The 26,830-nt window shown below is 66.1% G+C and carries 25 protein-coding genes and 1 other RNA gene; 13 read left to right on the top strand and 13 right to left on the bottom strand.

What is annotated here, in order from left to right; genetic code table 11:
* The first annotated feature begins 50 nt into the window (after positions 1-50).
* Positions 51-1,943: an ATP-binding cassette domain-containing protein gene (locus ABQY74_RS11655; RefSeq protein WP_054592720.1), complete on the top strand. Its 1,893-nt coding sequence runs from the start codon at positions 51-53 to the stop codon at positions 1,941-1,943.
* A gap of 208 nt (positions 1,944-2,151) precedes the next feature.
* Here the strand turns inward: ABQY74_RS11655 and ABQY74_RS11650 are convergent, their stop codons facing one another.
* Entirely contained in the window at positions 2,152-2,577 is a 426-nt protein-coding gene (locus tag ABQY74_RS11650; RefSeq protein WP_104554209.1) for a barstar family protein, read from the bottom strand.
* The gene (locus ABQY74_RS11645) at positions 2,574-3,023 is read right to left on the bottom strand and encodes a ribonuclease domain-containing protein (RefSeq protein WP_104554210.1); all 450 of its coding nucleotides are present in this window, start codon (positions 3,021-3,023) and stop codon (positions 2,574-2,576) included. Before ABQY74_RS11645 ends, ABQY74_RS11650 begins: the two co-directional genes overlap by 4 nt.
* A gap of 257 nt (positions 3,024-3,280) precedes the next feature.
* Here ABQY74_RS11645 and ABQY74_RS11640 point away from each other — a divergent pair, with 257 nt between their 5' ends.
* Entirely contained in the window at positions 3,281-3,892 is a 612-nt protein-coding gene (locus ABQY74_RS11640) for a superoxide dismutase (protein ID WP_016904847.1), read from the top strand.
* Positions 3,893-4,407: 515 nt separating this feature from the next.
* Here the strand turns inward: ABQY74_RS11640 and ABQY74_RS11635 are convergent.
* Positions 4,408-5,241, bottom strand: coding sequence for an inositol monophosphatase family protein (locus tag ABQY74_RS11635; RefSeq protein WP_039521909.1), 834 nt, complete (start codon positions 5,239-5,241; stop codon positions 4,408-4,410).
* Positions 5,242-5,357: 116 nt separating this feature from the next.
* Between ABQY74_RS11635 and ABQY74_RS11630 the strand changes: the two genes are divergently transcribed.
* From ABQY74_RS11630 to ABQY74_RS11620, 3 genes are read left to right on the top strand one after another with little or no spacing between them, the layout of a single operon-like run.
* Positions 5,358-6,125, top strand: a complete 768-nt coding sequence (locus ABQY74_RS11630; RefSeq protein ID WP_039526928.1) for an RNA methyltransferase — start codon at positions 5,358-5,360, stop codon at positions 6,123-6,125.
* A 51-nt stretch (positions 6,126-6,176) separates the two neighbouring features.
* Positions 6,177-7,106 carry a phosphate/phosphite/phosphonate ABC transporter substrate-binding protein gene (locus tag ABQY74_RS11625; RefSeq protein ID WP_047128832.1) on the top strand — a complete coding sequence of 310 codons (930 nt, stop codon included), beginning with the start codon at positions 6,177-6,179 and terminating at the stop codon, positions 7,104-7,106.
* Entirely contained in the window at positions 7,103-9,220 is a 2,118-nt protein-coding gene (locus ABQY74_RS11620; protein ID WP_349791495.1) for an EAL domain-containing protein, read from the top strand. Before ABQY74_RS11625 ends, ABQY74_RS11620 begins: the two co-directional genes overlap by 4 nt.
* Before the next feature lie 95 nt (positions 9,221-9,315).
* On the opposite strand, the gene epmB is transcribed toward ABQY74_RS11620, so the two are convergent.
* Positions 9,316-10,344: an EF-P beta-lysylation protein EpmB gene (gene epmB / locus ABQY74_RS11615; protein ID WP_047128831.1), complete on the bottom strand. Its 1,029-nt coding sequence runs from the start codon at positions 10,342-10,344 to the stop codon at positions 9,316-9,318.
* Positions 10,345-10,447: 103 nt separating this feature from the next.
* On the opposite strand from epmB, the gene efp reads away from it, so the two are divergent.
* Genes efp through ABQY74_RS11585 form a run of 6 tightly spaced genes read left to right on the top strand, consistent with a single transcriptional unit; the run spans position 10,448 to position 15,468 of the window.
* The gene (gene efp / locus ABQY74_RS11610; RefSeq protein WP_007962665.1) at positions 10,448-11,014 is read left to right on the top strand and encodes an elongation factor P; all 567 of its coding nucleotides are present in this window, start codon (positions 10,448-10,450) and stop codon (positions 11,012-11,014) included.
* A gap of 4 nt (positions 11,015-11,018) precedes the next feature.
* A complete protein-coding gene (locus ABQY74_RS11605; protein ID WP_104573453.1) occupies positions 11,019-11,867 on the top strand; it encodes a hypothetical protein in 849 nt (282 codons plus the stop codon).
* Between the two features lie 18 nt (positions 11,868-11,885).
* Entirely contained in the window at positions 11,886-13,223 is a 1,338-nt protein-coding gene (locus tag ABQY74_RS11600; protein WP_024940415.1) for a TRZ/ATZ family hydrolase, read from the top strand.
* 29 nt (positions 13,224-13,252) lie between these two features.
* Positions 13,253-13,972: a bifunctional 2-polyprenyl-6-hydroxyphenol methylase/3-demethylubiquinol 3-O-methyltransferase UbiG gene (gene ubiG / locus ABQY74_RS11595; RefSeq protein WP_104573452.1), complete on the top strand. Its 720-nt coding sequence runs from the start codon at positions 13,253-13,255 to the stop codon at positions 13,970-13,972.
* A 52-nt stretch (positions 13,973-14,024) separates the two neighbouring features.
* Positions 14,025-14,750: a phosphoglycolate phosphatase gene (locus ABQY74_RS11590; RefSeq protein ID WP_104573451.1), complete on the top strand. Its 726-nt coding sequence runs from the start codon at positions 14,025-14,027 to the stop codon at positions 14,748-14,750.
* A 28-nt stretch (positions 14,751-14,778) separates the two neighbouring features.
* Positions 14,779-15,468 carry a phytoene/squalene synthase family protein gene (locus tag ABQY74_RS11585; protein ID WP_104573450.1) on the top strand — a complete coding sequence of 230 codons (690 nt, stop codon included), beginning with the start codon at positions 14,779-14,781 and terminating at the stop codon, positions 15,466-15,468.
* Between the two features lie 4 nt (positions 15,469-15,472).
* Here the strand turns inward: ABQY74_RS11585 and ABQY74_RS11580 are convergent.
* The 3 genes from ABQY74_RS11580 to ABQY74_RS11570 form a co-directional block, all read right to left on the bottom strand.
* A non-coding RNA gene (locus ABQY74_RS11580) (sX9 sRNA) lies at positions 15,473-15,547 on the bottom strand.
* A gap of 345 nt (positions 15,548-15,892) precedes the next feature.
* Positions 15,893-17,563 carry a glycoside hydrolase family 28 protein gene (locus ABQY74_RS11575; protein ID WP_349791491.1) on the bottom strand — a complete coding sequence of 557 codons (1,671 nt, stop codon included), beginning with the start codon at positions 17,561-17,563 and terminating at the stop codon, positions 15,893-15,895.
* Positions 17,564-17,918: 355 nt separating this feature from the next.
* Positions 17,919-19,058, bottom strand: a complete 1,140-nt coding sequence (locus tag ABQY74_RS11570; RefSeq protein ID WP_349792237.1) for a putative acyl-CoA thioester hydrolase — start codon at positions 19,056-19,058, stop codon at positions 17,919-17,921.
* 455 nt (positions 19,059-19,513) lie between these two features.
* Here ABQY74_RS11570 and ABQY74_RS11565 point away from each other — a divergent pair, with 455 nt between their 5' ends.
* Both ABQY74_RS11565 and ABQY74_RS11560 read left to right on the top strand, forming a co-directional pair.
* Positions 19,514-20,002 carry a pyridoxamine 5'-phosphate oxidase family protein gene (locus ABQY74_RS11565; RefSeq protein ID WP_024940409.1) on the top strand — a complete coding sequence of 163 codons (489 nt, stop codon included), beginning with the start codon at positions 19,514-19,516 and terminating at the stop codon, positions 20,000-20,002.
* Positions 20,003-20,179: 177 nt separating this feature from the next.
* The gene (locus ABQY74_RS11560) at positions 20,180-20,470 is read left to right on the top strand and encodes a hypothetical protein (protein WP_349791489.1); all 291 of its coding nucleotides are present in this window, start codon (positions 20,180-20,182) and stop codon (positions 20,468-20,470) included.
* A 22-nt stretch (positions 20,471-20,492) separates the two neighbouring features.
* Here the strand turns inward: ABQY74_RS11560 and eutC are convergent, their stop codons facing one another.
* The 6 genes from eutC to yidD all read right to left on the bottom strand — a co-directional run bounded on the left by eutC (position 20,493) and on the right by yidD (position 26,782).
* Complete coding sequence (eutC, locus tag ABQY74_RS11555; protein ID WP_349791487.1) at positions 20,493-21,329, bottom strand: ethanolamine ammonia-lyase subunit EutC; 837 nt, start codon at positions 21,327-21,329, stop codon at positions 20,493-20,495.
* Complete coding sequence (locus ABQY74_RS11550) at positions 21,326-22,735, bottom strand: ethanolamine ammonia-lyase subunit EutB (protein ID WP_039521883.1); 1,410 nt, start codon at positions 22,733-22,735, stop codon at positions 21,326-21,328. Before ABQY74_RS11550 ends, eutC begins: the two co-directional genes overlap by 4 nt.
* Positions 22,732-24,096 (bottom strand): ethanolamine permease, encoded by a 1,365-nt coding sequence (gene eat, locus ABQY74_RS11545; protein ID WP_047128822.1) that lies wholly within the window; start codon positions 24,094-24,096, stop codon positions 22,732-22,734. Before eat ends, ABQY74_RS11550 begins: the two co-directional genes overlap by 4 nt.
* Before the next feature lie 207 nt (positions 24,097-24,303).
* Complete coding sequence (locus ABQY74_RS11540; RefSeq protein WP_039526961.1) at positions 24,304-25,143, bottom strand: M23 family metallopeptidase; 840 nt, start codon at positions 25,141-25,143, stop codon at positions 24,304-24,306.
* Complete coding sequence (locus ABQY74_RS11535; protein ID WP_039526963.1) at positions 25,143-26,492, bottom strand: dihydroorotase; 1,350 nt, start codon at positions 26,490-26,492, stop codon at positions 25,143-25,145. Before ABQY74_RS11535 ends, ABQY74_RS11540 begins: the two co-directional genes overlap by 1 nt.
* Complete coding sequence (gene yidD, locus ABQY74_RS11530) at positions 26,489-26,782, bottom strand: membrane protein insertion efficiency factor YidD (RefSeq protein WP_039521874.1); 294 nt, start codon at positions 26,780-26,782, stop codon at positions 26,489-26,491. Before yidD ends, ABQY74_RS11535 begins: the two co-directional genes overlap by 4 nt.
* Positions 26,783-26,830: the final 48 nt, after the last annotated feature.

The following is a 26,830-nucleotide window of genomic DNA, read 5'->3' as shown; positions in this document are numbered from 1 at the left end:
GGCTTTTTCCATTCCCGATTCACCATTCCCGATTCCCGTACAATCAGCCCATGCCTTTAATCACTCTGCAAAGCGTCGACTACAGCGTCGGCGGCCCCTTGTTGCTGGAAAAAACCGACCTCACGATCGAGCCGGGCGAGCGTATCGCCCTGATCGGCCGCAACGGCGCCGGCAAATCGACCTTGATGAAACTGATTGCCGGCGAGCTCAAGCCCGACGACGGCGAAGTGCGCGTGCAACAGGGCGTGCGCATCGCGCGGCTGGAGCAGGAAGTGCCGCAGGGCACCGGCGGTAGCGTGTTCGATGTGGTGGCCGACGGCCTGGGCGAGCTGGGTCATTGGCTGGCCGAGTTCCACCAGCTCAGTCATGCCGAGGTGTTCGATGCCGACGCATTCGGCAAGGTGCAGGCCAAGATCGATGCGGCCGACGGCTGGGCGCTGGATCAGCGCGTCAGCGAGACGCTGACCAAGCTTGAACTGGACGGCGATGCGGAGTTTGCGCGGTTGTCCGGCGGCATGAAGCGGCGCGTGCTGCTGGCGCGCTCGCTGGTGTCCTCGCCGGATGTGCTGCTGCTGGACGAGCCGACCAACCATCTGGACATCGAAGCCATCGATTGGCTGGAGTCGTTCCTGAAGAACTGGAACGGCAGCGTGTTGTTCGTCACCCATGACCGGCGCTTCCTGCGTGCGTTGGCCACCCGCATCGTCGAGATCGATCGTGGCCAGGTCACCAGCTGGCCGGGCGACTGGGCCAATTACGAGCGGCGCCGCGAAGAGCGGCTCAATGCGCAGGCGCAGGAAAACGCGCGCTTCGACAAGATGCTGGCGCAGGAAGAAATCTGGATCCGTCAGGGCATCAAGGCGCGGCGTACCCGCGACGAAGGCCGTGTGCGGCGTCTGGAATCGATGCGCAACGAGCGCGTGCAGCGCCGCGACTTGACCGGCAATGTGCGCATGGAAGTCTCGCAGGGCGAGTCCTCTGGCAAGAAGGTGATCGAGGCCAAGGAAGTCGGTTTCGCATTCGGCGCGCGCACGATGGTCAAGGATTTTTCGACCATCATCCAGCGCGGCGACCGCATCGGGCTGATCGGCCCCAATGGCAGCGGCAAGACCACCTTGCTGAAGTTGCTGCTGGGCGATCTGCAGGCGCAGCAGGGCGAGATCCGCATCGGCACCAATCTGCAGATCGCCTACTTCGATCAGTACCGTTCCACGCTGCGCGAGGACTGGAGCGCGATCGAGAACGTGGCCGAAGGCCGCGACTTCATCGAGATCAACGGCAAGCGCAAGCATGTGCATGCGTATCTGCAGGACTTTTTGTTCACCCCCGAGCGCGCACGTGCGCCGATCACCCGGCTGTCCGGTGGCGAGCGCAATCGGCTGCTGCTGGCCCGCCTGTTCGCGCAGCCGTCCAACCTGCTGGTGATGGACGAACCGACCAACGATCTGGACGTGGAAACGCTGGAGCTGCTGGAAGAGCTGCTGGGCGAGTACACCGGCACCTTGTTGCTGGTCAGCCATGACCGCGACTTCCTCGACAACGTGGTGACCTCCACGCTGGTGATGGAGGGCGAGGGCCTGATCGGCGATTACGTCGGCGGGTACAGCGATTCGTTGCGTCAGCGTCGCACCCCGGCGCCCAACGCGATGGCGGTCGCCAAGGCATCGGCGACGGCGGCGGCGACTACGCCGGTGGCGGCTGCGCTGCCGGTCGATGCCGCGCCCAAGCGCAAGCTCAGCTACAAGGACGCGCGTGAGCTGGAGCAGTTGCCGGCCTTGATCGAAACCCTGGAGCAACAGGTCGCGGCACTGACCGAGGCGATGAACGACCCGGCCTTCTACCAGCGCGACAGTGCGGCGATGGCCGCGCATACCGCCGCATTGGGCGATGCGCAGGCTCGGCTGGATGCGGCGTTCGCGCGCTGGAGCGAACTGGATAGTTGATGATCGGGCCGGTGCGCGACTGCGTGCCGGCCTTGTGGATGTGTGGAGCGATAACTGGCACCACGCCTCCTACTACAGGGGTGGCAGCCGTGGGGCAGCGCGTCGCGTAAAACACGCGCTGGATACGCACCGGTGATCACCGATCACCAATACGCTGTGTTGGTCGTGCTGTGTCCCGTGATTGCGGGACGCGTCTCGCAGGCAGCGCCTAGTCGCAGGCACTCGCAGGCGCCACGAATGCCGCAAACGTCAGCCCGCGCGCGGCCCAGGCGGTAGCCGCTTCGTCGAGGATGTCCAGCAAGGTGTCGCGGTCGTTCGGCGCAGCGCGGGCCAGCGCATCGGCGCCGTCGATCAGCAGCGCATAGCCATGCGACGCCGGCAGCCATGCCAGATCGCGCAAGGCATCGGAGAGCGCGTCCCAGTTGCGGCCGAAGCCGGCCGGGAAGTCCAGTTGGGTGGCCAGACGCATCAGCAACCTGTGCTTGTCGCTGCAACTGGCCAGGTCCACGCGCAGGATGTGCAGGCCTGCATCGCGTGCGAGGGCGGCCATGGTGTCCAGGTCGTCGGTCTCGGCTTGATAGACGCCCGATTGCTGCGGGTCGGACAGATCCAGTGCGAAGTCGCCTGCGCTCATGGTGCCTGCTCCGGGGCCGGGCCCTGGAACGATCTGAAACTCTGGTAGTGATCGTCGCTGTAATACCACGCTTGCGGCGGCGTACCGCCGGTGACGATGCGGCGCGCACCGCGATCGGAGCTGCCTGGCGTTTCCACGGTGTACTCGTGGTAGTAGCCGCGCGGACGCTCGGGCAGGCGCTGCTCACGATTGCCGAACACGCTGCCGTCCTGCGGATGCGGGAATGGCCCGCCGCGCTGGATCAGCACGATCGTGGCCATGGCCTCGGTCGGCAGAAACCCCGGCAACGCTTGTTGCTGCGGTGAGCGTTCGACCGGTGCTGCCGCGGCGATCGGCGCGCTGAGCTGCGGCGCGAAGTGCGGCTTGGGTGTCTGCATCGCGCGCATGCCCCACAACCCGGTGACGAGCAGCACGATGGCGACGATCAGCAAAGCGGGCTTGCGCATGACGGTTCCGAAAACAGGAGTTTGGGACGGCAGAGCAAGTATGCCGCTGCGCGACTGTGTCGACTTTGAACGTGCCGGCCGGTGGGACGGTTCACGCCCAAGTAACCGGGGCATGGTGCAAGGTGTGCAGCGAACACGACGCGGCATGCGATGGGATGAAGTTTCCCTGCCAATACCCTTGGTAAGCGCCGCCGCCGTCCTTACCATCTACCCCGCAACGCCCGGTCTTCGCCGGGCGGCAAGTCCAGGAGACACGCATGGCCTACACCCTCCCGCAGTTGCCCTACGCCTACGACGCGCTGGAACCCAACATCGATGCGCAGACGATGGAAATCCATCACACCAAGCATCACCAGACCTATATCAACAACGTCAACGCGGCGCTGGAAGGGACTGAGTACGCCGACCTGCCGGTGGAAGAGCTGGTGTCCAAGCTGAAGAGCCTGCCGGAAAACCTGCAGGGCCCGGTGCGCAACAACGGTGGTGGCCACGCCAACCATTCGCTGTTCTGGACCGTGCTGTCGCCCAATGGCGGCGGTGAGCCCAAGGGCGAGGTCGCCAAGGCGATCGACAAGGACATCGGTGGTTTCGAGAAGTTCAAGGAAGCCTTCACCAAGGCCGCCGTCAGCCGTTTCGGCTCGGGCTGGGCCTGGTTGAGCGTGACCCCGGACAAGAAGCTGGTGGTGGAAAGCACCGCCAACCAGGACAGCCCGCTGTTCGAAGGCAACACCCCGATCCTGGGTCTGGACGTGTGGGAACACGCGTACTACCTGAAGTACCAGAACCGTCGCCCGGAATACATCGGCGCGTTCTACAACGCAGTGAACTGGGAAGAAGTCGAGCGCCGCTACCACGCTGCGATCGCCTGAAGTCCTGCATCAGCGCTAGGTTCCACGTAGCGCTGTGACAGCGTCACCCAACGCACAAGGCCGGGAGCGATCCCGGCCTTTTGTGTTTGCTCCGCGCTGTTGTAGGAGCGACCCTGGTCGCGAGGGGCTTTGCTGGGAAAGCCCCGTCGCGCTCGGGCGCGCTCCTACGGTGTGCGGCGCCGATGGGCTTTGCATCGAACTGGAACGTACAAGGCCGGGAGTGATCCCGGCCTTGTGCGTTTTGCTACGCGCTGTTGTAGGAGCGACCCTGGTCGCGAGGGGCTTTGCTGGGAAAGGCCCGTCGCGCTCTGGCGCGCTCCTACGGTGTGTGGCGCCGATGGGCTTTGCATCGAGCTGGAACGCACAAGGCCGGGAGTGATCCCGGCCTTGTTCGTTTTGCTACGCGCTGTTGTAGGAGCGACCCTGGTCGCGAGGGCTTTGCCGGGAAGCCCCGTCGCGCTCTGGCGCGCTCCTACGGTGTGCGGCGCCGACCAGAACTTGGGATCGGGCAGCGATCAGAACTTGGCGTCGAACTCGCGGGCGTAGCCGGTATTGACGATGACCTTCTGCAGCGCGTCGCTGATCTTGATGTTGCCGGCCACGATCTGCTGCGTTTCCGGGCCCATGTTGTCCATGCGCGGCGGAGTGGCGCCCTTGTAGTCGCAGACGCGGCCACCGGCTTCGCGCACCAGCAGCACGCCGGCCGCGATGTCCCAGGCTTTGACGCCGGCCTCGAAATACGCATCGGCCCGGCCGCAGGCCACATAGGCCAGGTCCAACGCGGCAGAACCGGTACGACGCACATCCTCGGCCTGCACCAGCAACGCATCGACGCACTTCAGCTGCGCACTGGTGCGTGCGCGCTCGCGCGGCGGGAAGCCGGTATGGACCATCGCGCCTTCCAGGTCCTTGCGTTCGGCGATGCGGATGCGGCGGTCGTTGAGCACCGCGCCGGCGCCGCGGCTGGCGGTGAACAGCTCGTTGCGCAGCGGGTCGAAGATCACCGCGTCGGTAGGCTCGCCGTTTTCCACCAGCGCGATCGACACGCAGTAATGCGGGAAGCCGCGCAGATAGTTGCTGGTGCCGTCCAGCGGGTCGATGACCCAGGTGTAGCGGCCACTCTTGCCACCTTGCACGCCGCCTTCTTCGCCGAACACGGCGTACTCGGGGTAGCCGCGCTTGAGTTCCTTGATGATGACCTTCTCGGCATCGGCATCGACTTCGCTGGCGTAGTCCATGCGGCCTTTCTGCACCACGTTGAGCGCATCGAGCTTGTTGATACCGCGCAACAGCACATTGCCGGCGAGGCGGGCGGCTTTGACCATGACGGTGACGGCGGGTTTCTGCATGGTTAAAGCTCCCGTGAAGGCAGAATCGAAAATGGCGAAGGTAAAAGAGCGGTCCGGCACCAAAGCCGGCCGCGCAGTTTACCATCTACGACCGAATCGCTCCCCAATCTCCGTTCATGTCCGTCAGCCAGCGCATCCGTTTCGTTCTTGTCGGCACCCAGCATCCAGGCAACATCGGCGCCGCCGCGCGCGCGATGAAGACGATGGGGGTGTCGCGCCTGGTGCTGGTGGCGCCGGAGCGTGCACTCGACGAAGACGCCTATCGGCGTTCGGCCGGTGCCGAGGACGTGCTCGGCGAGGCGCCGATCTTCGCCACCCTGGCCGAGGCGGTGGCCGATTGCACCCTGGTGATCGGCTGCACCGCGCGTGCGCGCCGGGTCGCGCTGGAAGAGCTGCCGCCGGACGAGGGCGCACGCCGTGCCTGGGCCAAGGCTGGCGAACCGGCCGAAGTGGCGATCGTGTTCGGCCGCGAGCGCACCGGCCTGACCAACGACGAGTTGCAGCTCTGCCATGCGGCGCTGCATATCCCGTCGGACCCAGCGTTCAGCTCGCTCAACCTGGCGGCGGCGGTGCAAGTCGTGGCGTACGAAGTGCGGCTGGCGCAGCTGGCGGCCGGCGAAGCGGAGGCTGCACCCGCCGCGGCGGGCGGTGCGCTGCGCGAGGGCCCGGCCAGCCATGCCCAACTGGAAGGCATGTTCGGCCAGCTGGGCCAGACCCTGGACGAGATCGACTTCCACAAGGGGCGGGCGCCGGAGTCGGCGATGCGCAAGCTGCGGCGGCTGCTGTTGCGCGCGGACATGAGCGAGCAGGAAGTGCGTTTGCTGCGCGGCATTCTGTCTGATGCGCAGCGCATGGCCATGCTGGCAAAGCGCAACGGAAACTGACGTCTGTCACATCTCGAAAGATTCGGCTAGGCTGTCGGCGGCTCTAGGGGAGTGTCCGTTTTGCGCGGTCTACGATGGTGTCTGATTGCCTGCGGGCTGTTGGCCGGGGCAGGCTTTGCCGCGACGGCGACAGCGGCGCCTTCCCCGGTATTGGTGCTTGGACGGATCAGCGACGATCCCGCCACGCATTACGCGCAACTCAAGCCCCTGCTGGACTACGTGGTGCCCCGCATGCACGAGGTCGGTATCCGCCGTGGCGAAATCCTGATGGCGCCGGACGCACGGCAGATGTCCAGTTACCTGCGGCGTGGCCGCGTCGACTGGGTCAGTGAAACCACCGGTGCGGCAATGCTGCTGGAACAGCGCGGCAGTGCGCACCCGCTGGTGATGACCGAGCGCGCCGGCCTGCGCGAGTTCCATACGGTGTTCTTCGTCCGCCGCGACAGCCCGATCCAGTCGCTCAAGCAGTTGCGCGGCCACACCCTGGCGTTGCAGAACGCCTCCTCCACCAGCGGCTATCTGCTGCCGATGCTGGAGCTGGTGCGCAACGGCATCGCCTGCGATGTGCTGCTGTCGCCGGATGACAGCCAGGTGCCGGGCTCGGTGGGTTACCTGATGGTCGGCTCGAAATTGAATATCTCCGCCTTCGTGCATCAGCACCTGATCGATGCGGGCGCTTTCAGCAACGCCGACTGGGACGACGAGCGCCACCTGCCACAGGTGTTCAAGCGCGACTTCCGTATCGTGCATCGCAGTGCACCGGTGCCGCGCGCGGTGGAGATGGTGCGCACCGGCATGGATCCGGCGGTGGAACGGCGGCTGCGCGTGGTGCTGCTGCAGGCGGCCTCCGACCCCAAGGCCGGGCCGGCCCTGAAGCGCTTCTTCGGCACCACCGCCTTCCGCCCGCTGGATGCTGCCAGCCGCCGCCGCCTGGATGCGCTGAGCGCCGGCTTGCACCGTGTCAGGGACCAAGTGGAATGACTCAGGTGCGCTTCGGGTTGCAGGCACGCTTTCTATTGGTGATGGCGCTGACGCTGCTGCTGGTCGGTGCAATCCTGGCGTCGCTGCTGCAGCGCCAGAGCGCGATGCAGCGCGAGGTGCGCGGGCTCAGCGCGCAGATCCTGCACGAGCTGTTCGATCGCAGCCTGCGCACGCGTGGCGAGACCCTGGCCACCGAACTGGCAAACGGCCTGGCCAATCCGCTGTACTACTCCGACCTGGGCGCGGTGGGGGCGCTGGTGCGCAACGCCTCGCGGCAGCAGGTGGTGAGCTACGTGCTGGTGTTCGATCGACGCGGCCGGCTGGTGCACGACGGCTCGCCCAATCTGCAGCGTTACGGCCAGGCCATGACCGACCCGCTCGCAGCCAGGGCGGTGACCGCGCGCGCCATGCTGTTGCAATCCTCGCCGGAAGTGCTGGACGTGACGGTGCCGATCAAGATCGGCGACCAGCGCATCGGCGGGGTGCGGGTGGGCATGTCGCGCGAGCGGGTGCGCAGGATCGAATCCGGCGCCAACCTGACCCTCGTGCAGAACCTCAACGCGATCGGCAAGCGCGATCTGGGCTGGCTGCTGGTGCTGCTGGCCGCGCTGGTGGCGCTGGGGGTGCTGTTGGCCATCTACGTGCAGCGCACCCTGGTGGCGCCGGTGCGGTTGCTGGCGGCGGCCGCGCGCCAGATCGAGCGTGGCGACTATGCGGTGCAGCTGCCGCCGCATCCGCGCAACGACGAGATCGGCGAGTTGATTTCCGCCTTCGGCCGCATGAGCGAGAGCATCGCCCGGCACGATCGCGAGGTGCGCCACATGGCCTACACCGACGCGCTGACCGGGCTGACCAACCGGCTGGGGTTCCGCGAGGGCCTGGACCATCTGCTCAACACCGCCCGTAGCACCGACAGCAAGCTGGCGCTGCTGTTCGCCGATATCGACGACTTCAAGCGCGTCAATGACACGCTGGGCCACGAGGCCGGCGACGAGGCGCTGCTGCAGTTCGCCAGCCGCATCAGCCGCGCGGTCGGTGCGTTGGGTGGCGACGACGCGATCCTGGCGCGCTTCGGCGGCGACGAGTTCGTGATCCTGCTGCAGAACGGCGATGTCAGCCTGCTTGCCGCCCAGCTGGCGGACCGGCTGGTGCACGAACTGAGCCGCCCCTTGAATGTGCAGGGCCGGGAGGTGTTCCTGGGCACCTCGATCGGCATCACGCTGTTCCCGGACGATGCCAGCAATGCCACCGCGTTGCTGAAGAACGGCGACATCGCGATGTACCAGGCCAAGGTCGCCGGCAAGAACTGCCATCGCTTCTACAGCCGCGCCGCCGATCATGCGGTGGAGCGGCGCGTGCACATGGAGCACGAGCTGCGCGGGGCCTGGGATCGCGACGAGCTGCGGCTGGTCTATCAGCCGATCTACCGCACCAGCGACCGGGTGCTGGTGGGGGTGGAAGTGCTGCTGCGCTGGCAGCACCCGGCGCTGGGCACGATTGCGCCATCCACCTTTATCGATATCGCCGAGCAGAGCGGCCTGATCGAGGTGATCGGCCCCAAGGTGCTGCGTGCGGCCTGCCTGGAAGCGGCGCAATGGCCGGTGGTGGGCGAGGGCTTGTTCATCTCGGTCAACGTCTCCCCGCGTCAGCTGCGCAGTGGCGACCTGATCGACACCGTGGCCGAGTGCCTGGCCGAGTCCGGCCTGCCGGCCGCGCGGTTGCACCTGGAGCTGACCGAAACGGCGGTGATCGGCGACGAAATGATGGCCGCCAGCCTGCTCGATCAATTGCACCGCACCGGCGTGAAGGTGTGGCTGGACGACTTCGGCACCGGTTTCTCCGGCTTGAGCCATCTGCGCCAGGTGCCGGTGGACGGGGTCAAGATCGACAAGAGTTTCATCGCCGACCTGCAGCGCGACCCGGACGATCTGGCGCTGACCACGGCCATCATCGGCATGGCGCATTCGCTGGGCATCACGGTCGTGGCCGAGGGCATCGAGCAGGAAGCGCAGTTCAACCTGCTGCGCGAGCGCGGCTGCGACCTGGGCCAGGGCTACTGGTTCAGCCGCCCGCTGAGCCCGACCGACATGGTCAAGCTGATCGCCGCGGGCTGAGCAGCGTAGGGCGCACCCGGGCGCGACGATGCATGACCGGTAACGCCCGTCGCGCCCGGGTGCGCTCCTACGATCCGGTGTGTTTGAGCTGGTGGTTACAGCGGCCGTTTGCCGGTGTCGCCGGGAATTTCGCGCACCAGGCGCGGCACCAGGTAGCCGGACAGGCGCGTGGCCAGCTCGGTGTGCAGGGCGCGCGCACGGGCATCGTCCACTTCGAAATGCGCCACGCCGGCCACCCGGTCGAGCTGATGCAGGTAATACGGCAGCACGCCGGCGGCGAAGCTGCGTTCGCTCAGGGCCGCCAGCGCGTCCACGCTGTCGTTGACGCCGCGCAGCAGCACGGCCTGGTTGAGCAACTGCGCGCCGGCCTCGCGCAGGGCGCGCATGGCGGTGTCGACGGCGGTATCGAATTCGTTGGCGTGGTTGGCATGCACCACGAAGGCCACCGGCCACGGCAGGCTGCGCAGCCAGGCCAGCAGCGGCGCATCGACGCGCTCGGGCAGCACGATCGGCAGCCGGCTGTGGATGCGCAGGCGCTTGATATGGCCGATGGCGGCCAGCGCGTCGGTGAGTTCGGCCAGCTTGCCGGTGGCCAGCGACAGTGGGTCGCCGCCGGACAGCAGCACCTCGTCGATGCCGGGGTCGGCCGCGATCGTGGCGACCGCGTCGCGCCATCCGTCGCGCGCGGCGGTTTCCTCGGCATACGGGAAGTGGCGGCGGAAGCAGTAGCGGCAGTGCACCGCGCAGCTGCCGGTGGCGATCAGCAGCGCGCGGCCGCGGTATTTCTGGATCACCCCATCGGCGGTCTTGGCGGCGCCATCGCCGACCGCATCCAGGCCGAAGCCGGGCACCGGCCGCATTTCATCGTCCAGCGGCAGCACCTGGCGCAGCAGCGGGTCGTGCAGGTCGCCACGGCGCATGCGCGCCACGAATGCCTGCGGCACCCGCAGCGGGAACTGCGCGGCGGCGGCATCGCTGATCCCGGCCGCCTGCGCCTCCAGGCCCAGCAGCGCCAGCAGCGCGCGCGGGTCGCGCACGGCGTCTCGCCACTGCTGCTGCCAGCGCGGTGGTTGCAGGGTGGGCGGCGGAGATGGCTGCAAGGCGAGGGGGGCTGCGGGTATCATGTGCGGTCACAAAACCAATGCCCGCCGGTTGCGGCGGGCGCCCCATTCTAATCCGACCTGCCACGGCCTGTGGCAGGTCGTGGTCTTATCGAGGAGCTGCACCATGGCCACTGTTGGCATGAACGACGTCAAGAACGGCATGAAGATCCTGGTCAACAACGAGCCGGCGGTCATCACCGAGACCGAATACGTCAAGCCGGGCAAGGGCCAGGCCTTCACCCGCATGAAGTACCGCTTCATCAAGTCCGGTCGCGTGGTCGAAATGACCATGAAGGCGACCGACGACGTGGAAGTGGCCGACGTGGTCGATACCGACATGCGCTACCTGTACAGCGATGGCGAGTACTGGCACTTCATGGACCCGGAAACCTTCGAGCAGGTGCAGACCGACAAGGCCGGCATGGGCGGCGCCGACAAGTGGCTCAAGGGCGAGGAAGACTGCATCGTGACGCTGTGGAACGGCACGCCGATCTGGGTGCAGCCGCCGAACTTCGTCGAGCTGAAGATCACCGAGACCGACCCGGGCGTGCGCGGCGATACCTCTGGCGGCGGCGGCAAGCCGGCGACGCTGGAAACCGGCGCGGTGGTGCGCGTGCCGCTGTTCGTCAACCAGGACGAAATCATCAAGGTCGACACCCGCTCGGGCGAATACTCGGCGCGCGTCAAGTAAGACGATGCGTCCGGGACACTGGCCTGATCGAGCGGGACGCGGTGCCAGTGTCGTGTTGGGGCTGTGGGGTGCGCTGCTCGCGTGCCCGGCCTTTGCGCAATCGGCTGCCGCAACCTGCGATGCCGATGACGTGGCCGCCGTTGCGGCCATTGCAACGTCCGGCGTCGTGGGCGGCGCTGCCGCCGCAGTGCCGGTCGACCGTCTGGTGGCCCAGAGCTGCAAGCCGTGGCCGAACGATGCGGCGATCCGGTTGGCGGCAATCGCATTTGCTGGCGACGCGGAGACCGTGCCTGGCGAGCGCGACCTCGAGTTGCGCGTGGCCATGCTTGATGCCGCCAGCGGCAAGGTGCTGGCGTTCTACGCGCAGGCAATGGGCGAGGACGCCGCCTTCGAACTCGCTGCCGACAGCCTGCGCCTGGACACCGCGCGCTACGACCTGGCCAAGGGCGTGCGTGCAATCGGCGTGGTGGTGCACAGCGCCGCACGCGGGCCCAGCTGCCCGGATTTTTACAGCAATCAGGCATTGACCCTGCTGGTGCGCGAGGGGCGTAGCCTGCGCCCGGTGCTGCAACGCGATCTCTATGCGTGGCAACGTGTGAAAGGCGAGCCGTGCAGTCTGGGCAAGGACGATGTGATCACCGAAGTGGCCAATCTGAGCGTGAGCATGGCGGCGCAGGTACATGCCGGCTACGCGGACATCGTGCTGACAGCCAACGTGTCTACCGTGGAGAGCGCCGCTGGCAGCGACACCGATACCGAACGCACCCGTCGCGTGCGCCAGGTACTGCGCTACAACGGCCAGGGCTATGTGCCTGTGGCCGGTGGCGATCCCCGCTGGCCGTTCGACAATTAACCTTTTATGGATCCGCTCATGACCAATGCCCCTCCCGAAGTCTGCGACCTGTTGATCGAAGCCGGCTACGTCGTGCCGATCGAGCCGCATGCGGTGGTGCTCGACGATCACGCGGTGGCGGTGCACAACGGCGTCATCGTGGCGATCCTGCCGACCGCCGAGGCGCGTCTGCGGTTTGCGCCGACGCAGACCGTCTCGCGCCCGGAGGCGGCCTTGATCCCGGGTCTGGTCAATGCGCATACGCATAACCCGATGACGCTGCTGCGTGGCGTTGCCGACGATCTGCCGCTGATGGTATGGCTGCAGCAGCACATCTGGCCGGTGGAAGCGGCGGTGATCGGGCCAGAGTTCGTCGCCGACGGCACCACGCTGGCGATCGCCGAAATGCTGCGTGGCGGTACCACCTGCGTCAACGAGAACTACTTCTTCGCCGATGTGCAGGCGGCCGTGTACAAGCAGCACGGGTTCCGTGCGCTGGTCGGCGCGGTGATCATCGATTTCCCCACCGCCTGGGCATCGTCGGACGACGAGTACTTTGCACGGGCCGGCGAACTGCACGACCAGTGGCGCGACGATCCGCTGATCAGCACCGCCTTCGCGCCGCATGCGCCGTACACGGTCAACGACGCCAACTTCGAACGCGTGCGCATGCTGGCCGACCAGCTGGATCTGCCGGTGCATCTGCACACGCACGAAACCGCGCAGGAAGTGGCCGATTCGGTTGCGCAATACGGGCAGCGCCCGCTGGCGCGGCTGGACCGCCTGGGGCTGGTCAACGACCGCTTGATCGCCGTGCACATGACCCAGCTCACCGAGGCAGAAATCCACCTGTGCGCCGAGCGCGGCGTCAGCGTGGTGCATTGCCCGGAGTCCAACCTCAAGCTCGCTTCGGGTTTTTGCCCGGCCTGCGCGCTACAACGTGCCGGCGTGAACCTGGCGATCGGCACCGACGGCTGCGCCAGCAACAACGACCTGGACATGTTCAGCGAGAACCGCACGGCGGCGATCCTGGCCAAGGCAGTGGCCAACGATGCCACCGCACTGGACGCGGCCACCACGCTGCGTGCGGCCACACTGGGCGGCGCGCGCGCGTTGGGCTTCGGCGACAGGATCGGCTCGATCGAAATCGGCAAGCAGGCCGATCTGGTCTGCGTGGATCTGTCCGCACTGGAGACCCAGCCGCTGCATCATGTGCTGTCGCAACTGATCTACGCCGCCGGCCGTCATCAGGTCACCGATGTGTGGATCGCCGGCAAGCCCAAACTGGTGCAGCGCGAGCTCATCGACATGGACACCGCTGCCCTGGTCGCCAATGCGCGGCAGTGGCGCGAGCGCATCCGCACCGTCCGCGCCTGAGCGCGCGTCACCCCATCACGGAGCTCCGCATGAATCCGAATCCCCAATCCAATTCCAGCAACTTCCATCAGAGCGAGCTGGACAAGTTCGCGGCGCTGGCCAACCGCTGGTGGGATGCCGACGGCCCGCAGAAGCCGCTGCACGCGCTCAATCCGGTGCGCCTGGACTATGTGTCCGCGCGCCTGGGCCTGGCCGGCGCGCGTGTACTCGATGTCGGCTGCGGCGGAGGTTTGCTCAGCGAGTCGATGGCGCGTCTGGGCGCGCAGATCACGGCGATCGATCTGGCGCCGGAGCTGGTCAAGGTGGCGCGCCTGCACAGTCTGGAATCGGGAGTGCAGGTGGATTACCGCGTGCAGTCGGTGGAAGACCTGGCCACCGAACAGCCGGGCAGCTTCGATGCGGTGACCTGCATGGAAATGCTGGAACACGTGCCGGACCCGACCGCGATCATCCGCGCCTGCGCCAGCCTGCTCAAGCCGGGCGGCAAGCTGTTTTTGTCCACGCTCAACCGCACCCCGGCCGCGTTCGCGCTGGCGGTGGTCGGCGCCGAATACATCGCGCGGCTGCTGCCCAGGGGCACGCATCACTACAAGGATTTCATCAAGCCGGCAGAGCTTGCGGCGTGGTTGCGCAGTGCCGAACTGCAGCTGGAAGACGTCAGCGGCATGGTGTACGAGCCGTGGCGCAATCGTGCGCGCCTGTCGTCGCGGACCGAGGTCAATTACCTGGCCTATGCGGCGAAGCCGTGACGAATCGGGAATCGGGATTCGGGAATCGCAACAACAGAGACCGGCGCTGGTGATGTCCGAGCCATTCCGAGTTCAAGATGACGCCGCTCAGCGGAAAGACGCCGTTGCATCGTCGAAGTTTCCGCGTGCGGTGTTGTTCGATCTGGATGGCACCTTGCTCGATAGTGCGCCGGACATGCTGGCGACTGTCAACGCGATGCTGGATGCGCGCGGGCGTGCGCCGATGGCGTTGGCGCAGTTGCGTCCGGTGGTGTCCAAGGGCGCACGCGCGATGCTGGCGGTGGCGTTTGCCGAACTCGATGCGCTTGAGCGCGATGCCTTGGTGCCGGAATTCCTGCGTCGTTATGAGGCCTTGATCGGTACGCAGTCGCAGCTGTTCGACGGGGTCGAAGAACTGCTGCTGCGGCTGGAGCGCGCCGGTTGCATCTGGGGCGTGGTCACCAACAAGCCTGAATATCTGGCCCGGCTGATCCTGCCGCAACTGGGTTGGGAGCAGCGCTGCGCGGTGCTGATCGGCGGCGATACGCTGGCCGAGCGCAAGCCGCATCCGCTGCCCTTGCTGACAGCGGCCGAGCGCATCGGGGTTGCGCCGGCGCACTGCGTCTACGTCGGCGACGACGAGCGCGACATCCTGGCCGCGCGCGCGGCGGCGATGCCGTCGGTGGCGGTGTTGTGGGGCTATCGCCTGCACGACGACGAGCCGTCGCGCTGGCAGGCCGACGTCCTCGTCGCGCAGCCGCAGACACTGTGGGATGCGGTGGCGTGGCCGCAGACCTGATCTTCTTTCGTTTTTTTCTGGACCCGCCATGAGCCAATCCAGCGCTCTCGACAGTTTTCTCGACAAGTGGCGCACGCGCTGGCCGGAATGGTCGGTTGCCGAGCCCTTCATTCCCGAGCCGCAGCGACGCCTCACGGCGGCCTGGTTTGCGCTGCTGCAGGAATGGGAAGACATCATGAACATCGCCGGCGACCCGTTGCCGGCCGACGCCAAGCTGGCATGGTGGCAGCAGGAGCTGCGCGACTGGTCGCAGCAACGCTCGCGCCATCCGCTGGGGCGCGTGCTGGAGCCGATGCCCGCGCCATGGGCGCAGTTGGCCGACACCTTGCCGGCCATGCAGGACGCCCGTGCGCAGCCGCAATCGTTGCAGCAGGCGTTGGCGAGATTGCGTGCCTTCGCCGAGGCCGTGGTCGGCGTGGAAGCCGCGCTGTTTGCGCGCACCCAGCCTGGCGATGCCACCGCGGTGGCGCTGCAATGGCTGGACGCACGCCAGCGTGTGTCCGGCGACAGCGCCGCACCCGGCGACATGACGCTTGCCGCATGGCGCACGCAATTGCTGCGCGCCTGGCCGCGCAAACCGGCGTTGGCGCGCCCGCACCGGGTATGGTCACGGCTGGCACGCCTGCGCCTGCAGCGCGAGCTTGCCGGCAAGGCAGCGTATCCACCGCCCGTGCAGCAGTTGTGGCATAGCTGGCGTGCTGCCAGCGGCGCGGACTAAGAGCGGCTAACAAAATGTCGCGAGCGGTCGTCAGTGAGTGCGGGCGGCGCGCGGTGAGCGGAGTGTACGGGTGGTACATGCCGATTCCGGGCATCGGCTGCGCCTGCCTGAAGCTAGCGCGGTAGTTTTGTTGGCGGTTCCAAGTCTCGATTGCTTGATGCGTTGTGTAGCAGGGCTTGTAACGTGCGGTAGATCAGCGGTGGAGCGGTCGATCTGCGGCTTGGCTGCGAGGCCCTTGCCCGCCCACCGTCGCGGGACAGGCCGCAAGTACATCCGTGTAGGCTCTTCTGCGGCATCCATGCCGCATAAGGTCCCGCGACGGTGAGCGGGCAAGGACCAGTCGAGAGGGTCGGTGTGCATGGTTTTCAACAAAGCGACCTGCACGTTGTCGAGTCGGGACCTTTCGATCTGAGCAATGTCACGCTCAGATCGGCGAATCCGGCAATACCGAGTGGTAGGCAATGAATGCGTCATTGCACTGCAGTGGCGTGCCCGGCCCTGGCTTGCCTTGCAGCTGTACATCGTTGGGCACCGATTCGGATAGCTGATCGAAGAAGCTCACCGGGCCGCCCTTGAAGCTGAAGTGGGTCGCGCCCGGATTGCTGGCCGGCCCACCGAAATGCGGTTGCGCGAACGAGATCGGCCCGCCTTCCAGCACCACGTTGTCCAGCGACAGGGTGATGGGCAAGGTCGTGGTCGCATCGCGATACCCGTAGAAGCTCAGCTCGCCACCGCCAAACGCCTTGGAACCCAGCGAGTGCACATTGGTCAGCGCAATACCGTTGAAACTCGGCAGTTTGCTGCGCACCGCCGCGTTGGCATAGTTGGCGTCGAACACCAGCGGCCGGGCAACCCCGCGCATGCAGACGTTTTCGAAGCTGATGTCATAGACCTGGCCGCCGCGCGTGCCATCGGATTTGATGCGCAAGCCGTTGGCCGAATATGGGTCTCTCGCGACATCATTCGCGTCGAAGCCGTCAATGCTCAAGCCGCGCACGGCGATGTGGCGCATGCCCGCATCGGTTTCGCTGCCCAGCGAAAAACCATGCGTGTAGTAGAACTGGTTGTATGCGAACAGCATGTTTTCCGAGGCGATGCTGCGCTTGTTGCTGGCATGCGCCTTGATCGCCACGCCGTCATCGCCGGTGCCGATGTAGGAGTACGCCAGCAACACCTTCTTCGACTGGCCCGGATCAAAGCCATCGGTGTTCTTGGCCGTTTCGGGCGTGAAGCAGCTGGCGTGCGCAGTGACGTCGGGCGTGGTGCCGGCCGGGCAGCGATAACCGGGGCGCGAATAAACCAGGCTGGGCGCAAGAATCTTGATGCCCCATGCGGTCAGACCAACCACGTTGTCGGTGGTGACATGGAAGTTGGGCGAGTTTTCCAGGGTGATGTCGTACAGGGTGAAGTCGCTGCTGTCGTCGATCTGCAGCAGCCGCGGTACGTGCTGGCTCAGTCCTTTGCTGACATTGAGATAGGCCAGATCCCACCAGCTGGCGGTGCCGGCATTGGGCCCGGCGGTGAGCGTGCTGCCGCCGCGGCCGTCGATCTTGCCGGCACCCACGATCCCGCTGTTGGCGGTATCGGCGACGTGGATCAGTGGGTTGCAGGACTTGGCCTTGTCGCTGGTCGCGGTGCCGCAGGTGCCCAGCCCGTTGTCGTAATCCTGCGGATTGCGCGAGCCGAACAAGGTGACGCCGCGGTCGATCCACAGCGTGACCTTGCTCTTGATCGTCAGCGGGCCGCTCAAGAAGCCGGACTCGCCGGCATCGCCGGGCACCAGGCGCACTGCGCTGCCGGCCGGGCAATCGTCGATGGCCGCCTGCAGACGCGTGGTATCGCGCTTGGACTGCGCGGGATCTGCATCGAGCGCGTCCAGCGAACCGGCAACCGGCGTCAGCGCGGCCTTGAGCGTTGCGCAGACCTGCGTCGGCAGGGTCGGTTGCTGGATCACGCCCCAACTGGTGGAAATGCTGTGCGCGGTGTCGGGCGCGTCCGCTGTATGCGGCCGCGCGGCGCTGGCCTGGAATGTCGTCAGACCAAGCAGCGCGAGCGTCAACGGCGCAAGCGCTGGAAAGGGGCAATCGGACTGCATGGGATGCTCCGGGAGTGGGATGCGAAAGACGTTGTCGATCAGTCACAGGCGCGCCTGGGTGTTGCAGTCGCATGACAGCGATCCTCAACACATGTCGCTAGCGCGCCAACCATCTCGCTTGCCACCGCACTTGGCTGGCGGCGAGCGACGAGCAAGGGTGGCCCCTTGCGTCCAGGCACGCTGCCGGCTGGACGAATTCAGCACCGCATTGCCGAAGGCGCTGCAGCATTGCCGCAATCGGAGGCAACAAAAACGCCTGCCGGCTCACCGCATCACACGGCGTGCCGACAGGCGAGGGTGGCAACGTCAACGCGTTGCGACGTGGTGCCTCAGGGCGTCCTGGCGTAGCGAATCATCAGTCCGCGCTGCCGGCACCGCTATTGCCGTATTCGTAGAACCGGTTGGCCGAATTGGCGCAGTTGCTGCTGCAGTACGGGCGGCTGACGGTGGAGGCATTCCATGGTGCGGTCTTGCGGATGTGGCTGCCCAGGCTGGAATTGCGCACCGTGACCTGGCCATTGGGTGAGGTGCCGTTGACGTAGGCGGACAGGCTGCTGATGCCTTCGTCCCAGGCGCGCCCCAGGTAGGTCTGGTTGTCGGGTGATCCGGAGCCGGCGACGAAGCGGCTATTGATCGCCAGAAACCCATAGGCACTGCCCGGACGTGTGCTTGGCGCAAAGATGTAGCCGCCACGGCTGTTGCCCAGGCGCGCACCGGCCGAGCGGATGGTGGCGTTGTCGAACACGCCCACACCCGAACCGAAGATGAAGTCGACATCGCCTTCGATCGTGCTGTTCTTGAAATAGGCGCGGATCACATTGGCAGCATTGGTCGCGCTGATCAGCAAGGTGTCCTGATTGCCGGTCACCAGCACGTCTTCGAAGCTGGCCTGGTCACCACGCACCGCCAGCGCGACTGCCGACTGGTTGTTGTCCTGGTAAGTACCTTCGACATAGTTGTTGTCCACGCGCAGGTGACGCGCCTGGAAGCCGGCGGCGCGCACGGTCAGTGTCGCGCTGTTGGAGGTGCCCACCGTGGTTGCCGCTGCATTGCTGGCACACGGGTGACTTGCGGTGCCGGCCGGCTTGGGCGTGGGGTTGGCGTTGTTGAAGCGGATGACGGTGTCGGTGGTGTTGGTGCCCAGGCCAAATATGGTCAGCGGCGGCGCGTTGGTCGGCACGCAGACCAGTTCGGTATAGGTGCCGGCCTTGATGCTGATGTAGCGACGGGTACTGCCGCCGGCAGCGACAGCGGCATCGATTGCCGACTGCACGGTGCGATAGCGCGTGGAGCCATCGGCGGCGACGGCGAAGTCTGCGCTGAGCAGCGCCACCCCTGCAGTGGGATTCCAGTTGTCGGTGACCAGGGCGGTGATTGGGCCGGCCTTGGCCAGGGCCTTGGAGATGGTGTACGTGCTCGCCTCGCTACTGGTGAGTTGTGGGCGGCTGGCCGTGCCGGTCAAGGCAGTGGCATCGGAACTGACAATGCTCAGCAGGACGGCGGCGATACAGGTCGTGCGCAGGGGTGATGTAGACATGAGTGGCGCTCTCTCGGAAGGGACGCAGGCGATTGATGGATACGCTTCAGCCGCCGGAGGTTGCGTGCATGTGCCGCAACCATGGCGCAGCATGCGATCAGCGGATGCCGGTCACCGCGTCTGGGTGTTCCTGGATGGCGGAGCAATCGGCGGAGCGATCTTACTGACGTGGTCGCTACAGCGGCCCGGCGTTCAGATGCAATGTTCAAGAGCTTTAGTGGCATCACGCTCTGCAACGTGACTGCGTCGCAAACAGGCACTTGGGCTGTCGTGATTTATGCAGGTGCACCATTTCACCGGAGGCGATCGCGTTGCCGCCATGTGCAGGCAGGAGTGCGCATCGTCACATGCCGTGGGCGGGGAGACTTCCAGACTGAGTCACCCGCGTAGACACGCGCATGTGAGACATCGAGATGGCAGATCCCAAAGAGCTGCAGGAAAAATTCTGGAAAGCCCTGAAGTCCGATCGCACCGTGATGCTGGGCCTGGATGGCGTGGAAGACGGGCACGCCCGCCCGATGACCGCGCAGATCGAAGGCGACAGCGGTGGTCCGATCTGGTTCTTCACCTCCAAGGACAATGCGTTGATTGCCATGCTGGGGCAGGGCCGCCGCGTCATCGGCGCCTTCAGCAGCAAGGGGCACGACCTGTTCGCCAGTATCAGCGGCTCGTTGCGCGAAGACACCGATCCGGCCGTGGTCGAGCGCCTATGGAACCCGCATGTGGCTGCCTGGTACGAAGGCGGCAAGGACGATCCCAAGCTGGCGCTGCTGCGTCTGGACACCGATCACGCGCAGATCTGGCTCAACGGTTCCAGCCTGTTGGCCGGTATCAAGGTGTTGTTCGGCGTTGACCCGAAAAAGGATTACCAGGACAAGGTGGCGGACGTTCCGCTGCGCTGAGGCCTGCTGCACACCTGCACGATCTTTGCGATGGTGCAGGCGTTCTCATTTCACTGCTGTCGCTTGCGCAAGCGCCGATCCAGTCGTGAGGCTGGATCGGCGCTGTCAGCCTGGATTGCATACAAGAACGTTCATGGCACTGCGCGTACGAGCGCTGCCTGCCAAAGGAGAAACAAGATGCAACAGATAGAAATCGGCCAGATGGTATTTCTGCGCGATGGCGAAGTCGGCGTCGGTGCCGTCCGCGAGGTGCGCAAGGATGGCGCCGAGCTGGTCATCAATATCGAAAACGGGGGCGACTTCGTGCTGCCTGCGTCGGTGGTGCGCAATGTGCATTCCGGCAAGGTGATGCTGGATGTCGAGCAACTGCCGGAAGACGTACGCAATGCCCTGCGCCATCCGCACGACAACGAGTTGCCGACCAGCACCTATGCGGCCAGCGATCCGCAGGATGGCGCGCTCAGGTAAGTCGGCTAACTACGAACTAGGTTCAAAAGTCCGGCCGCATCCCATCGGGAAGTAAGAATGTCCGCGGCGCGGCATCGGACGGGCCCGCCGACGGCAGCGCCGGTTGCTCGGCTTCGTCCTTGAGCTGCACGCCGGACAGCTTGCGCCGGAACGATTCGCGCACTAGGTACGCAAGCTTGTGCGTGGCTTCGGCGTAACTCAGTCCTTCGGCGCGGATATTGGAGATGCAATTGCGCGCGGCGTCGGTGAGGCCGACGCGCGGGGTGTAGGTCAGATACAGACCCAGGCTGTCGGGCGAGCTCAGCCCTGGCCGCTCGCCGATCAACACGATCACCAGACGCGCCTTGAGCAGTTCGCCGACCTCGTCGCCGATGGCGACGCGCCCCTGCGCGATCAACGCCACCGGCGCCAAAGACCAGCCTTCGTGTGCGGCCAGGGCGTCGATATGCTCCAGCATCTGCGCCGCATGTCGATGCACCGCCAATGCGGAGAGTCCGTCGGCGACCACCACCGCGACATCGTGCCCGCCGCCACGCACCGCGGTCAGGCCACGCAGATGCGTGGCCGCATCCTCGCCCAGGCGCCGGCCCAGATCGGGACGTTGCAGATAGGTGTGCCGGTCCACCGCTGCGCTGTGCAGCAGAATGCTGTTCCGCCCGCGCTGTTGCAGCGCGGCCTGCAGCGGCTGTGGATCGAATGCCAGATGCACCGCATCGCGTGCCTGCGCATGTGCAAGCTGGAAATCCAGATGCGCCGCGGTCGGCAGGCTGGTGCCGACGCGCCCCAGCGCAATGCGCGCCGGTGTGAGCTGCCGCAGCTGCGCCCAGGCATCGCGCGGAGGAGTGGTCGGGCTGCTCATTGCACGCTGCCGGCGTTCAATTGCTCCAGCGCACGTCGGAACGGTGCGGGAAGCTCGCTGCCGAGCTCGAAGCGGCCATCGCGCAGGCGCAGGATGCCTTGCTGTTCCAGCCAGTGTTCGAACTCGGGCGCAGCGCGCAGGCCGAGCGCCTGGCGCGCATACAGCGCATCGTGGAACGAGGTGGTCTGGTAGTTGAGCATCACATCGTCGGAGCCGGGAATGCCCATGATGAAGTTGATGCCGGCGGTGCCGAGCAGGGTCAGCAGCACGTCCATGTCGTCCTGGTCGGCTTCGGCATGATTGGTGTAGCAGATGTCGCAGCCCATCGGCACGCCCAGCAGCTTGCCGCAGAAGTGATCCTCCAGCCCGGCACGGATGATCTGCTTGCCGTCGTAGAGATATTCTGGGCCGATGAAGCCCACCACGGTGTTCACAAGCAGCGGCTTGAACTGCCGCGCCACGGCATAGGCGCGCACCTCGCAGGTCTGCTGATCGACGCCATGGTGCGCATTGGCCGACAACGCGCTGCCCTGGCCGGTCTCGAAATACATCACGTTGTCGCCGACGCTGCCGCGCCGCAGCGACACCCCGGCGTCATGACCTTCCTGCAGTAGCGCCAGATTGATGCCGAAGCTGGCATTGGCCGCTTCGGTGCCGGCGATCGACTGGAACACCAGGTCCACCGGCACGCCGCGGTTGATCGCGTCGATGGTGGTGGTGATGTGTGCCAGCACGCAGGACTGCGTGGGGATCTGGTAGCCGGTGATCACCGCATCGAGCATGCGCAGCAACGCGGTGGTGGCGGCCAGGCTGTCGCTGGCAGGATTGATGCCGATCACCGCATCGCCATTGCCATACAACAGGCCATCGAGCACGCTGGCGGCGATGCCGGTGGCATCGTCGGTAGGGTGGTTGGGCTGCAGGCGCGTGGACAGACGGCCACGCAAGCCCAGCGTATTGCGAAAGCGCGTGACCACCCGCGTCTTCTGCGCGACCAGGATCAGGTCCTGCACGCGCATCAACTTCGAGACCGCTGCCACCATCTCCGGGGTCAGTCCGGGCGCCAATGCGGCCAGTGCCGCTTCGTCGGCCTGTGCACTCAACAGCCAATCGCGAAAGCCGCCGACGGTGAGATGCGCCACCGCGGCAAATGCGGCCGCATCGTGCTGGTCGACGATCAGGCGGGTGACCTCGTCCGATTCATACGGCACCACCGCTTCATCGAGGAAGTGACGCAGCGGCAGGTCCGCCAGTGCCATCTGCGCGGCCACCCGCTGCAGCCCGGAGTCGGCGGCGAGCCCGGCCAGTTGGTCGCCCGAACGCGGCGGCGTGGCCTTGGCCAGCAAGGTCTTGAGATCGGCAAACTGGAAGCGCTCGCCGCCAGCGGTAAACGCGAACCCGCTCATCTGGCACTGGCCGCAGGCGTGGCCTGGCTGCGCAAGCTCAGCACGCAACACAGCGCACCGAACAGCAGCAGGCCCACGAAGATCAGCGCCACGATCGGGTTGAACCAGACCATCGCCACCAGACACACCAGCGCCAGCAGCAGCGCGATTGCCGGTACCACCGGATAGCCCGGCGCGCGAAAGCTGCGCTCCAGCCCGGGTTCGGCGCGGCGTAGCTTGAACAGGCTGAGCATGCTCATCACATACATCACGATCGCACCGAACACCGACATGGTGATCATCGCCGCGGTCAGCGACATGCCCTGGATCTTGACCACGCTGTCGCTGCAGATCGCCGCGATGCCGATCGCACCGCCGGCAAGAATCGCGCGATGCGGCGTACGAAAGCGCGACAGCCTGGCCAGCCCGTGCGGCAGGAACCCGGCACGCGCCAACGCAAAGAACTGCCGCGAATAGCCCAGGATGATGCCGTGGAAGCTGGCCACCAGGCCGAACAGGCCGATCCACACCAGCATATGCAGCCAGGTCGAGCTGTTGCCGACCACCGCTTTCATCGCCTGCGGCAACGGGTCGTTGATGTTGGAGAGCTGACGCCAGTCGCCGACCCCGCCCGCAAACACCATCACGCCCAATGCCAGCACCACCAGGGTGAGGATGCCGGCGATGTAGGCACGCGGAATCGTGCGCTTGGGGTCCTTGGCTTCTTCGGCCGCCATCGCCGCGCCCTCAATCGCCAGAAAGAACCAGATCGCAAATGGAATCGCGGCAAAGATGCCGGAAATGGCGGCCGGGCCGAATACATCGCTACCGGCCCAGCCATTGGCGGCAAAGCGCGCAACGCTGAAGCCCGGCGCCACCACGCCCATGAACACCAGCAGCTCGATCACCGCCAGCAAGGTCACGATCAGCTCGAAGGTGGCGGCGATCGCCACGCCGACGATGTTCAAGCCCATGAAGATCGCATACGCGCCGATCGCGGCGATGCGTGGGTCCAGGGTCGGGAATTGCACGTTGAGATAGGCACCGATCGCCATCGCAATGGCCGGCGGCGCGAACACGAATTCGATCAGCGTGGCCAGGCCCGCCAGCATGCCGCCGTAGGTCCCGAATGCGCGCAGGCTGTAGGCGAACGGCCCACCCGCATTGGGGATGGCGGTGGTCAGCTCGGTAAAGCTGAAGATGAAGCAGGTATACATCACCGCGACCAGCAGCGTGGTCACCAGAAAACCCAGCGTGCCGGCGGTGCCCCAGCCGTAGCTCCAGCCGAAATACTCGCCGGAAATCACCAGACCCACGGCGATCCCCCACAGTTGCCAGGTGCCCAGGGTGGGTTTGAGTTGCTCGTTGCGCATGTCGCACATCTCCTGCGGTCGGGGGAGGGGAGATGACGCAGGTCCGGCGGCTAGGCACCGGACCGACGGCCAGTGACCGATCGTCCACCGATGCCTGGCGAGGATCGACGGTCGTTCCGGTTATACCCCAAAGCCCTGCGGCGAACACAAGCGCAACGGGTGGGTCGCAGACGCCATGGCGCCGCGCGCCGGCCCTGCCGACACACCGCGCGCTAGCTATTTGCTGCGCTCAAGCACCAGCAGCGGATCGATGCGTACATCGAACCAGTTCATCCCCCAATGCAGATGCGGCCCGGTCGCGCGCCCGGTGGCACCGACTGCGGCAATCACCTGGCCTTGCTCCACGCGGTCGCCCACCTTCACGTCGATGCGCGACAGGTGCAGAAAATTCGAACTCACCCCGAAGCCATGGTCCAGCAGCACGGTGCCGCCGGTCAGATACAGGTCCGGTGCGGCAAAGGTCACCACGCCGGCAGCCGGTGCCTTGACCGGCGTGCCGGTGGGCACGGCAATGTCCATGCCCGAGTGGCCGGCACCGGGCTGGCCGTTGTAGACGCGCGCATTGCCGAAGCGCCCGCTGATGCGGCCCTGCACGGGCCAGATGAAGGCCTGGGCGAAATCGGTGCGGGCATCGTCGCGATCGCGCGCGGCGGTGACCTGCGCCTGCTCGCGCTTGATCCGCTCGGCGATCGCCGCAGGCGGATTGACCGTCTTGGGCGGCACGCCGTTGACGCGCTCCACCGGCCAGTCGCGTGGCGTCACCGCAATGCTGGCGGTCTGTTTGCTGCCATCGGGCCGGGTGATCTGCACCTGCAACGGGCCGCTGGCGTCGCGGCCGATGCCGAACACCACGCTGCCATAGCCGCTGACCCGCAAGCTGCGGCCGGCGTACTGCACCTGGCTGCCCGCCGGCACCTTGCCGATCACCAGCGCTCCCTGCGAAGCGCTTTGCGGAAATACCACCTCCGTAGCGTCGGCAGACTGCGCAGCGACGCTGCCGGCAGCGAGCGAGAGCGGCGCCAGCGCAAGCCAGGCGCCAAACAGGGCTGCGCGCATCAGCGGTCGAAGGTCAGACGTTGACCGGCGGCACTGCCAATCAATTGTTCGCCATCCCACACCTGCTGGCCGTTGACCCAGGTCGCGGCGATGCGCGAACGGAACGTGGTGCCTTCGAACGGCGACCAGCCGCACTTGGACAGCACCTGCTCGCGCTTCACGGTGAACGGGGTGTTGTCGATCATCACCAGGTCGGCGAAATAGCCTTCGCGCAGGAAGCCGCGTTCTTCCACATCGAACAACTGCGCCGGCGCATGCGCGAACTTCTGCACGATACGGGTGATCGGCAGCTTGCCCTCGTGCACCAGCTCCAGCGCGGCGACCAGCGCGTACTGCACCAGCGGCAGGCCGGAGGGCGCCTGCGCATAGGGCTTCTGCTTTTCTTCCCAGGTATGCGGCGCGTGGTCGGTGGCGAGCACGTCGATGACGTCCTCGGCCAGCGCCTGGATCAGCGCCAGGCGGTCGTCGGCGTCCTTGATCGCGGGGTTGCACTTGATCAGGTTGCCCAGCCGCGCGTAATCGCTGCGGTCGAAGCGCAGGAAATGGATGCAGGTCTCGGCGGTGATGCGCTTGCGCAGCTTGCCCTCGGCATCGACCAGCGGGCCGGCTTCGAACAGCGCCAGCTCGTCGGCGGTGGAGATATGCAGCACGTGCAGGCGGGTGTTGTGCTTGCGCGCCAGCGACACCGCCAGCAGCGAGGACTTCAGGCAGGCCTCGCGCGAGCGGATGTCTGGATGCATCTCCGGGGTCAACGCGTCGCCGTACTGCTCTTTGTACTGCGCCAGCGTCGCATCGATGGTGGGGGTGTCTTCACAGTGGGTGATGATCGGCGTCGGCGCGTCGCGGAAGATCGCGTCCAGCGTCTCGGGGTTGTCGACCAGCATGTTGCCGGTGGAGGCGCCCATGAACACCTTGATGCCTGGGGCGGTCTTCGGGTCCAGCGTCTGGATCGCGGCCAGATTGTCGTTGCTGGCGCCCATGTAGAAGCCGTAGTTGGCCCAGGCGCGCCCGGCCGCCGCGTCGTACTTGGCCTGCAGTGCGGCCGCGTCCAGGGTCGGCGGATTGGTGTTGGGCATGTCCATGAAGCTGGTCAGGCCACCGGCCACCGCGGCGCCGGATTCGGTCGCGATATCGCCCTTGTGGGTCAGACCCGGCTCGCGGAAGTGCACCTGGTCGTCGATCATGCCCGGCAGAACCCAGCGTCCGGCCGCGTCCACCACGGTGTCGCCTGCGGCTGGGGCGATCTTGCTGGCGATCTTGGCGATGCGGCCGGCTTCGATCAGCAGGTCGGCGTCGAATTCCTTGCCTTCATTGACCAGGCGGGCGTTGACGATGAGGGTTCGGCTCATGGATGAGGTCCTTTGCAACTGCAGGAAGGGGAAACGGGCGAGGACCCGGACGCGGGCGCGTCTGGGACGGGATCGAACCCGCCCGGATGAAAGGGATGGCAGCGGCCGAGCCGGCGTGCGGCCAGCCAGCAACCGCGCAGCGGGCCGAAGCGGCCGATCGCGGTCATCGCATATTCCGAGCAACTGGGCGCAAAACGGCAGCGCGGCCCCAGCAGGGGGCTGATGAACCGCTTGTAGAAGCGCAGCAGCGCGATGAGCAGGCGTGAGATCACTTGCCAATGATATGCCACTTGGATTAATACGTGGTTGCCGGGGGTCCGTGGGGTAAGCTATAAAGG

The sequence above is a fragment of the Xanthomonas sp. WHRI 7064 genome, assembly GCF_040202355.2.
Taxonomy (GTDB): Bacteria; Pseudomonadota; Gammaproteobacteria; order Xanthomonadales; family Xanthomonadaceae; genus Xanthomonas; species Xanthomonas arboricola.
This window is presented reverse-complemented; position numbering and strand designations above follow the sequence as displayed.

Coding starts and splice junctions, on each gene's coding strand:
- ABQY74_RS11655 (WP_054592720.1), top strand. CDS start 51: ATGCCTTTAATCACTCTGCAAAGCGTCGACTACAGCGTCGGCGGCCCC.
- ABQY74_RS11650 (WP_104554209.1), bottom strand. CDS start 2,577: ATGAGCGCAGGCGACTTCGCACTGGATCTGTCCGACCCGCAGCAATCG.
- ABQY74_RS11645 (WP_104554210.1), bottom strand. CDS start 3,023: ATGCGCAAGCCCGCTTTGCTGATCGTCGCCATCGTGCTGCTCGTCACC.
- ABQY74_RS11640 (WP_016904847.1), top strand. CDS start 3,281: ATGGCCTACACCCTCCCGCAGTTGCCCTACGCCTACGACGCGCTGGAA.
- ABQY74_RS11635 (WP_039521909.1), bottom strand. CDS start 5,241: ATGCAGAAACCCGCCGTCACCGTCATGGTCAAAGCCGCCCGCCTCGCC.
- ABQY74_RS11630 (WP_039526928.1), top strand. CDS start 5,358: ATGTCCGTCAGCCAGCGCATCCGTTTCGTTCTTGTCGGCACCCAGCAT.
- ABQY74_RS11620 (WP_349791495.1), top strand. CDS start 7,103: ATGACTCAGGTGCGCTTCGGGTTGCAGGCACGCTTTCTATTGGTGATG.
- epmB (WP_047128831.1), bottom strand. CDS start 10,344: ATGATACCCGCAGCCCCCCTCGCCTTGCAGCCATCTCCGCCGCCCACC.
- efp (WP_007962665.1), top strand. CDS start 10,448: ATGGCCACTGTTGGCATGAACGACGTCAAGAACGGCATGAAGATCCTG.
- ABQY74_RS11605 (WP_104573453.1), top strand. CDS start 11,019: ATGCGTCCGGGACACTGGCCTGATCGAGCGGGACGCGGTGCCAGTGTC.
- ABQY74_RS11600 (WP_024940415.1), top strand. CDS start 11,886: ATGACCAATGCCCCTCCCGAAGTCTGCGACCTGTTGATCGAAGCCGGC.
- ubiG (WP_104573452.1), top strand. CDS start 13,253: ATGAATCCGAATCCCCAATCCAATTCCAGCAACTTCCATCAGAGCGAG.
- ABQY74_RS11590 (WP_104573451.1), top strand. CDS start 14,025: ATGTCCGAGCCATTCCGAGTTCAAGATGACGCCGCTCAGCGGAAAGAC.
- ABQY74_RS11585 (WP_104573450.1), top strand. CDS start 14,779: ATGAGCCAATCCAGCGCTCTCGACAGTTTTCTCGACAAGTGGCGCACG.
- ABQY74_RS11575 (WP_349791491.1), bottom strand. CDS start 17,563: ATGCAGTCCGATTGCCCCTTTCCAGCGCTTGCGCCGTTGACGCTCGCG.
- ABQY74_RS11565 (WP_024940409.1), top strand. CDS start 19,514: ATGGCAGATCCCAAAGAGCTGCAGGAAAAATTCTGGAAAGCCCTGAAG.
- ABQY74_RS11560 (WP_349791489.1), top strand. CDS start 20,180: ATGCAACAGATAGAAATCGGCCAGATGGTATTTCTGCGCGATGGCGAA.
- eutC (WP_349791487.1), bottom strand. CDS start 21,329: ATGAGCAGCCCGACCACTCCTCCGCGCGATGCCTGGGCGCAGCTGCGG.
- ABQY74_RS11550 (WP_039521883.1), bottom strand. CDS start 22,735: ATGAGCGGGTTCGCGTTTACCGCTGGCGGCGAGCGCTTCCAGTTTGCC.
- eat (WP_047128822.1), bottom strand. CDS start 24,096: ATGTGCGACATGCGCAACGAGCAACTCAAACCCACCCTGGGCACCTGG.
- ABQY74_RS11540 (WP_039526961.1), bottom strand. CDS start 25,143: ATGCGCGCAGCCCTGTTTGGCGCCTGGCTTGCGCTGGCGCCGCTCTCG.
- ABQY74_RS11535 (WP_039526963.1), bottom strand. CDS start 26,492: ATGAGCCGAACCCTCATCGTCAACGCCCGCCTGGTCAATGAAGGCAAG.